Annotated in this window: 6 protein-coding genes (1 of these 6 cut by a window edge); 4 read left to right on the forward strand and 2 right to left on the reverse strand. The window is 41.9% G+C overall.

The annotated features are described in order from the left end of the window. The first annotated feature begins 33 nt into the window (after window positions 1–33). Window positions 34–2,190 (forward strand): DNA topoisomerase I, encoded by a 2,157-nt coding sequence (gene topA / locus CIT02_RS10690; protein ID WP_292612339.1) that lies wholly within the window; start codon window positions 34–36, stop codon window positions 2,188–2,190. Between the two features lie 98 nt (window positions 2,191–2,288). On the opposite strand, the gene CIT02_RS10695 is transcribed toward topA, so the two are convergent. Both CIT02_RS10695 and CIT02_RS10700 read right to left on the reverse strand, forming a co-directional pair. Next, window positions 2,289–2,495: a helix-turn-helix transcriptional regulator gene (locus CIT02_RS10695; protein WP_394340414.1), complete on the reverse strand. Its 207-nt coding sequence runs from the start codon at window positions 2,493–2,495 to the stop codon at window positions 2,289–2,291. Window positions 2,496–2,545: 50 nt separating this feature from the next. Beyond that, window positions 2,546–3,124 carry a hypothetical protein gene (locus tag CIT02_RS10700; RefSeq protein WP_292612342.1) on the reverse strand — a complete coding sequence of 193 codons (579 nt, stop codon included), beginning with the start codon at window positions 3,122–3,124 and terminating at the stop codon, window positions 2,546–2,548. Window positions 3,125–3,559: 435 nt separating this feature from the next. Here CIT02_RS10700 and CIT02_RS10705 point away from each other — a divergent pair, with 435 nt between their 5' ends. From CIT02_RS10705 to CIT02_RS10715, 3 genes are all read left to right on the forward strand, one after another. Then, window positions 3,560–5,959 carry an STT3 domain-containing protein gene (locus CIT02_RS10705; protein WP_292612343.1) on the forward strand — a complete coding sequence of 800 codons (2,400 nt, stop codon included), beginning with the start codon at window positions 3,560–3,562 and terminating at the stop codon, window positions 5,957–5,959. Between the two features lie 165 nt (window positions 5,960–6,124). Continuing rightward, window positions 6,125–7,219, forward strand: coding sequence for a GTP-binding protein (locus CIT02_RS10710; RefSeq protein WP_292612345.1), 1,095 nt, complete (start codon window positions 6,125–6,127; stop codon window positions 7,217–7,219). A 128-nt stretch (window positions 7,220–7,347) separates the two neighbouring features. Further along, window positions 7,348–7,445, forward strand: partial view of a sulfide-dependent adenosine diphosphate thiazole synthase gene (locus CIT02_RS10715; protein ID WP_292612347.1) — the start only. 679 nt of this gene lie beyond the right edge of the window; the window shows 98 of its 777 coding nt (coding positions 1–98); its start codon is at window positions 7,348–7,350; its stop codon lies beyond the right edge, outside the window.

Here is a 7,445-nt window from a genome sequence, read left to right on the forward strand (position 1 = left end):
ATTTGTATAATAATTATTATCCAAGTGATTTTCATGCACGAAGTTATAGTATGCGAGAAACCAAAGGCATCGGAAAAAATAGCAGGCGCCATACCTGGTAAAGCAGTGAAAAAGAGTTACAAGAAGGTGCCCTACTATGAAATAGAGAAGGATGGGAAAAAAACCACAGTACTTTCTGCTGTAGGTCATTTATACTCCTTATCGCCCTTAAAAAAGGAAAAGGGCCGGATGTTTGAAGTGGGATGGGTCCCGCTTTATGAGAAGGATAAGAGTAAAAGGTACGTTAAGAATTACATTGATGCCATTAAAAAATTCTCTAAAAATGCCGACAGATTCGTACATGCCTGCGATTACGACATTGAAGGTACTTTGATTGGTTTCAACGCATTAAAGTATGCTTGTGGTGAAGACAGTATTGATAAAGCCGTGCGTATGAAGTTTTCCACCCTCACCAAGGAAGACCTGCTGAAGGCTTATAACGAACCCATTGACCTTGATTTCAATCAGGTGGACAGTGGAGAAGCCCGGCACGTTTTGGATTTCATTTTTGGAGTTAATATATCTAAAGACCTCACTGATTCAGTAATGAAGGCCACCAGCCGTTACATACAGCTCTCTGCCGGGCGAGTGCAAACCCCTACCCTGGCCATACTGGTGGAAAGAGAGAAAGAAATCCAGAGCTTCATCCCTGAACCCTACTGGCTCATCAAGGCCAAAGTGGAAGGGCACATAATTGCCGATCATAAGAAGGGAAAGATCTTTGATAAAAAAGTTCAGGAAGAGATCCTGGCTGATTGTGAGGGTAAAGATGCCCAAGTAAGTAAAATCAGTGTTAAAGAGACCCCTCAGTTACCTCCAGTTCCCTTTGATCTGGGTTCTTTGCAGTCTGAGGCCTACGGGGTTTTTGGTTTCAGTCCCAAGAAAACCCAGTCCATTGCCCAGAACCTGTACGCTGAAGGTTACACCTCCTACCCTCGTACTTCCTCCCAGAAACTACCTCCCAGTATCGGTTATAAGAAAATACTGGGTCAGCTTAAAAAGAATGCAGCATTCAGAAAACAGATTGATAAACTTAAGGAACCTATTAAACCCCGTGAAGGTAAGAAAACCGACGAAGCTCACCCGGCAATCCACCCCACTGGCCTGGTTCCCAAAGGCCTGGGAAGAGACTACCAGAAACTCTACGAACTCATTGTCTACCGTTTCATCAGTGTTTTTGGTGAAAACGGTATCCTGGAAACCATGAAAACCGAGCTGGATATAGGTGGCCAGGAATTCAGTTTCAGCCGGAAGAGAATGGCCAAAATGGGTTGGAGAGAACATTATCCCTACCGTAAGGTGGAAAATGATGAATTCCCCTCACTTAAGGAGGGGGACCTTCTGGGTGCACAGGCTTACTCTGAAGAAAAGGAAACTAAACCTCCGGCCAGATACAACCAGGCTTCCCTCATCCGGGAACTGGAAAAAAGAGGCCTGGGAACCAAGTCAACCCGTGCCAACATAATTTCCATTTTATACGACCGGAAATACGTAGAAGGTAAAAAAATATCGGTTAATCAGTTGGGTGAACGCCTTATTGATACCCTAAAGAAGTATTCTGAGAAAATAACCAGCGAAGAACTCACCCGAGAATTTGAAACCAAATTAGGGGGCATAATGAAGGCTGAAGTTAAAAAAGAGGAGATAATAACTGAAGCCAAGGAAGAGGTGAGTTCTATACTTGATGATATCGATGCCAACAAGATGAAAGTCGGGCAGGAGCTTTACTCGGCCTACCGGGAGAGCATGATCGTGGGTAAGTGCAAGTGTGGAGGCAACCTTATCATGATCAACTCACCTAAAGGGGGTAGCTTTGTGGGATGCACCTCCTACCCCGATTGTAAGTCCACCTACTCCATGCCCCGGGGAGCTGCAGTCCTTAAAACTAAATGTGAGGAATGTGGCCTGCCCATGATATCCTTTGGAAAACCACGGCAGAGGGCCTGCATGGATCCCAAGTGTGGTCGTGACGGTGAAGAACCTCTGCAGAATGAAGTGGTGGGCGTATGTCCTGACTGTGGTAAGGATCTCATTAAAAGAAGGGGTCGCTATGGTGAATTTGTAGGATGTAGTGGTTTTCCACGATGCCGTTACACTCGTTCACTGGAGGAAAAACAGGAACAAACCACTAAAAAGTCTGAAAAAACTTAAAAAAACTTCTTTTTCATACTTTTTTTAATTTTACTTTTTTTACTTTCCTAATTTTCCTTCCTCGTGAAATATTCATGTCCAGATATTCCGGTTCAATTCTAGTTTTCATCTTCAAAAATGAAAAGTTCATCGATACTGGCATCCAGAACCACGGCTATATCATGGGCTAATTTCAAAGAAGGATTGTATTTTCCCTTTTCCAGGAAAACAATAGTCTCTCTCCTAACTCCTACTTGTTCTGCCAACTGGGCCTGGGTAAGATCATGGCGCGCCCGAAATTCTTTTATCCTGGTTTTCATTTGCATCGCCTTAATGGGTAACTAGGTAGTTTATCCGGTATTTTACCTTTATCTATTTACTCTACATCCCCTTTAAAATTCAGGTAGGTGTTAACACTGATCATAGTGGAAACCATGACGAAGATGGTTAATCCCAGTATTTCTGCAGTATTATGCCAGTTTTGGGCCCAGAACATATTTACCACTAAAAAACAGAGAAATATCAGGGTAAAATACCAGGAATAGGTGGCAGCGGTTGTTCCAATTTTACGCAATCTTTCCTCGCGGTTATGTTTTTCCATACCAATGTAGGTGAAGAAGCTGCTGACGTAAACAATAATTCCCAGTAGTATTCCAATGGCCATGATATCGTTCATGTTCTTCATGATAATCAACGCCAGAGAATCTACTATTAAGATTGCTGATCCCAGCCATATGCCCAAATTGTACCTATTGTAACTTTTAAGTTCTTCAGTTACTGATGTTTCTTTTTTGGCCGGTTCTGTATCCCTATCTTGGCCAGTTTTGTTAAAAATAGGAATTAGGAAGAACAGGAAGAAAATAAAGAACACATAATAATTGGGATTTTCTAAAACATATCCCAACAGGCCCATAAATCCCAGAATTCCCCAGAAATAATTGAATTTTATTTCCATTTTTCATCACCTTTTTATCAATTCCTTTCCCACTCACTTGGTTATTTATTTACAACATTATGTTATTTATTTAAAACATAATGTTAGAATTTTATCACATTATGTTTGATAGATCTAACATCATCCTATTTAAATCTTTTCTTGGCGACTGATAAAAATCTGCATAATGATGTAGGTGGGATAAAATGGAATAATTAAATCACAGACATCCTTTTCTCATCAACGGGTCACATTCTGGGGTGATAAATGAATTTGTGTTGGAAATTAATGGTTGATGATAATACCAAAACAAATCTTGCATTTAAATCATTAATACTCCCCCTGTCCAAAACTTATAATTTAAATAGTTAAAACATCCCAATATAAGATAAATAGACCAACACGTTTACAGATCAATCTTAATTTCAAAAAAAAGGTCAGTGGGGAATAAAAAATATGGACGCAAAGAACATTTTATTTAAGTTAAAGCCCATCATAATAGTAATTCTTATATTTTCTCTAGCATTTTCCCTCCGGGCAGAGGCATCTGGCATCCCTGGTGTTCCAGACCAGGTGAAAGCTTACTTTCAGGAAGATAATGGTCTTCCCTACTTCAGTGAGATGGATTCATATTATAACTACCGATTAACTGAGAACTTTGTGGAACACGGATATTTAGGGGATACCATTAAAAATGGCACAGACTGGGATTTACATTCCTACTTCCCACCCGGAAGATCAGCAGAATACCCTCCCTTGATTGCCTGGATAACGGCATTCTTCTATTATCTGGCCAACATCTTTGGGGATTATTCATTGCTTCAGGTTAGCTTCTGGACATCGGCCATCGTAGCTTCACTGTGTATTATCCCGGCATTTTTCTTCGTCAGGGATATTACCAATGATTACGGGGGAATAGCTGCCGCAATAATGGTGGGACTGTCTACTTTCTACTTCTCCCACACCTTCGCTGGTTTCTTTGACACCGACATGTTCAACATGATCCTGCCGATACTGGTGGTCTGGTTCTTCAGTGTTAGCATCACCGCCACGGAAAGAAGAAAGAAAATATTGTACGCAGTTTATGCGTCAATTTCTATGCTGGTATTCTCCCTGGCCTGGTCTGGTTGGTGGTATATACTGTACTTACTGGTTGGGGTGACCATAGTTTACATGCTGATCTCCAAATACATCTTGGAAAAGGAAGAATCAGTCCGATCATGGAAAAATTATGATACTAAGAAAGAATGGTTCCTGGATCAGCCCATCATCCTTCCTCTGGTCCTGTTCCTGGTCATAAGTTTGCTAACCATATTCCTGGTTTGGGGAACGGAAATGTTCACCTTTTTAACCCAGCCCTTCAGTTCCATCAACTTATTATCAACTACTCAGCATGCTTCCTCCTACCCTAACGTATTCGTATCCGTGGGAGAGTTACAGGCTCCAACCATTTCAGCGGTGGTAACTGATGTGGGTGGAATAGTACCCTTCCTGCTGGGAATAAGTGGAATATTAGCCCTTTATTGGGGTTTAAAACCTAAAACAACTACTGGTAAAAAACCAAAGGCTGCCAAGACCAGAAAAACCAGAAAACAAAAAAACAGGAAAAAATCCAGAAAACAGGTGGAGGAACCTGAAATAGTAAAAGAACAGAAAGACTTTAAAGGCCTTTTAAAACCTGCACTGCGAGACAACCTGGTTTATTATGTGGTGTTATTCACCGTATGGCTGGGTGGTACGGCTTATCTATTGACCAATGGTATACGATTTGTTGAATCGTTCTCCCTTCCTTTACTTCTCTGTGCAGGTATATTCGTGGGAATTATTGGTGAATACCTCAAAACTCAAATAAAAACACCCTCTTACCATGTTATTGCCATGGCTTTGGTGCTGATACTGGCCTCCTATGGACCGGTTGGTCTGGCCTACTCCACTGCCAACTCCGTGGTACCCGGTACTGATGATTCAATGGTGGATTCCCTAACCTGGGTGAACAATAACACTAACAATAATTCGGTAATGACATCCTGGTGGGATTTCGGACACCTCTTTGCAGTAAAAGCTGACCGGGGTGTAACTTTTGACGGAGGTTCCCAGAACAATGCCCGAGCCTACTGGGTGGGTAAGGCACTGTACACCAGTGATGAGACACTTTCTGCAAGTATACTGAAAATGCTGTCTTCGAGTGGTGATAATGGATACAACACACTGGAAACCTACACCAATGACACTGGAAAAACCGTGGAAATTATGGATAAAATATTGGTCGTGGATAAAACTGCTGCCGAGAATATAATGACCTCTCAGTATGGTTTAACTGCCGAACAGGCCAAAAATGTGTCCCAATACACCAACCCCACCAATGTGACTCCTGATCTATTTGTCACCAGTTACGATATGGTGGGTAAAGCCGGCTGGTGGTCTTACTTTGGAAGCTGGAACTTCACCGCTGGAAACTCCACCAACTACATCTATTCACTGGCCCAGGCCAATGCCACTTCTGGAACCAATTCCCTGAAGATCATGGGTGAAAATAACGTTACCATCCAGATCAATGGTTCCAGTGTGACCGGTGGAATCAGTATGGGTAACAAGGTTGTTCCACCCCACCGGCTCATGGTGGTGGTTAATGGTACCACTGCAGTGGATACCATAGTCAACAACGATAGTGCCTTCTCGGTAATGGCCATCTACCAGGACAACAACATGATTACCGTGGCCATGAACCGGCAACTGGAAAACTCGATGTTCACCCGCCTGTACTTCCTACAGGGACAGGGACTAAGCCATTTCAAACTGGCAACTAAAAAGCCGTCCACAGGAATTTCCGAGGTCATGGTGTGGAATGTGACTTAAACATCCACTCCTCCCTCATTTTTTTATTTTAATTAAAACTTTTTTAAGTGGAAAATCAATACTAGAATTAAGGTAAGTTTTTAAGAGCATTGAACAACAAATACCAATACACAAGATTTTTTATAATAACCTGAATTTTAATACTCTTATTTTAAAGTGAGCTTTATGGACATCGAAGACAGGATCCGCAAGATCGAAGAGGAGATCACCAAAACTCCCTACAACAAGGCCACTTCCCACCACATTGGGAAATTAAAGGCAAAAATCTCTAAACTACGGGAGGAATCAATAAAAAGAGGTTCATCCGGCACTAAGGGGAGGGGGTTCACCCTTAAAAAGAGTGGTGACTCAACAGTGGTTTTGGTAGGATTTCCTTCAGTGGGAAAATCCACCATACTCAACCAGCTCACCAATGCCCAGTCCAAAATAGGGGCTTATGAATTTACCACCCTGGATGTAATTCCCGGAGTAATGGACTACCGTGGGGCACAGATACAGATATTCGACATTCCCGGAATAATAGCCGGTGCCTCCAAAGGTAAAGGAAGGGGAAGGGAAATCCTATCAGTGGCCCGGAATGCAGACCTTATAGTGATGGTCCTGGATGTTTTCAACCCCCACCACCAGGAACTCATCAGGGAAGAACTCCTGAACATTGGAATCAGACCCAACCAGAATGCCCCTGACGTGACTGTTAAACGCCGGAAAATAGGTGGAGTTAAAGTAGCATCCACCGTTCCTCTCACTCATATGGATGAAAAGACCATCCGCTCCATACTTAATGAATACGGAGTGCACAGTGCTGATGTCCTCATCAGGGAAGACATCACCATTGATCGCTTCATAGACTCCCTGGATAACAGCATAGTTTACATCCCCCTGCTACTGGTGATAAATAAAATAGACCTGGCAGATCCCTCTTACCTGGCGGAACTTGAAGAAAAAATGGGTAGTGCCCTTTATGTTGCTGCAGATAAAGGAATAATGATGGAAGAGCTTAAAGAGGAAATATTTGAACATCTAAAGCTTATAAGAGTTTATTTGAAACCCCAGGGTAAAAAAGCCGATTTGGAAGACCCCTTAATTGTGAGAAAGGGTTCCACGGTAGAAGAGGTGGCAGGTAAACTACACCGGGATTTTCTAAAAAACTTCAGGCATGCCAAGGTATGGGGAAATTCTGTAAAATTCCCCGGCCAGAAAGTTGGTTTAGAACATGTACTGGATGATAAAGATGTTTTAAGGTTGATAATCAAGAAATAACTTGTATCTAAAAAAAATAGAATAATTTTATCATTACCTAAGCATAAATTCATTACCTAAGCATACTTCTTGTAAATTTAACTCACTAATTAAATGAGATTAATCACATAGAAATGAGGTGGAAAATAATGAAACTGGATGATATTACGGTCTCAAGGGGCATAGTAACAGGATACATGGAAGAACTACTGGATTACATGGAAATGGACGTGGCCATAGGTGGGGG

This window comes from Methanobacterium sp. BAmetb5 (genome assembly GCF_003491305.1).
Classification (GTDB): Archaea; Methanobacteriota; Methanobacteria; order Methanobacteriales; family Methanobacteriaceae; genus Methanobacterium.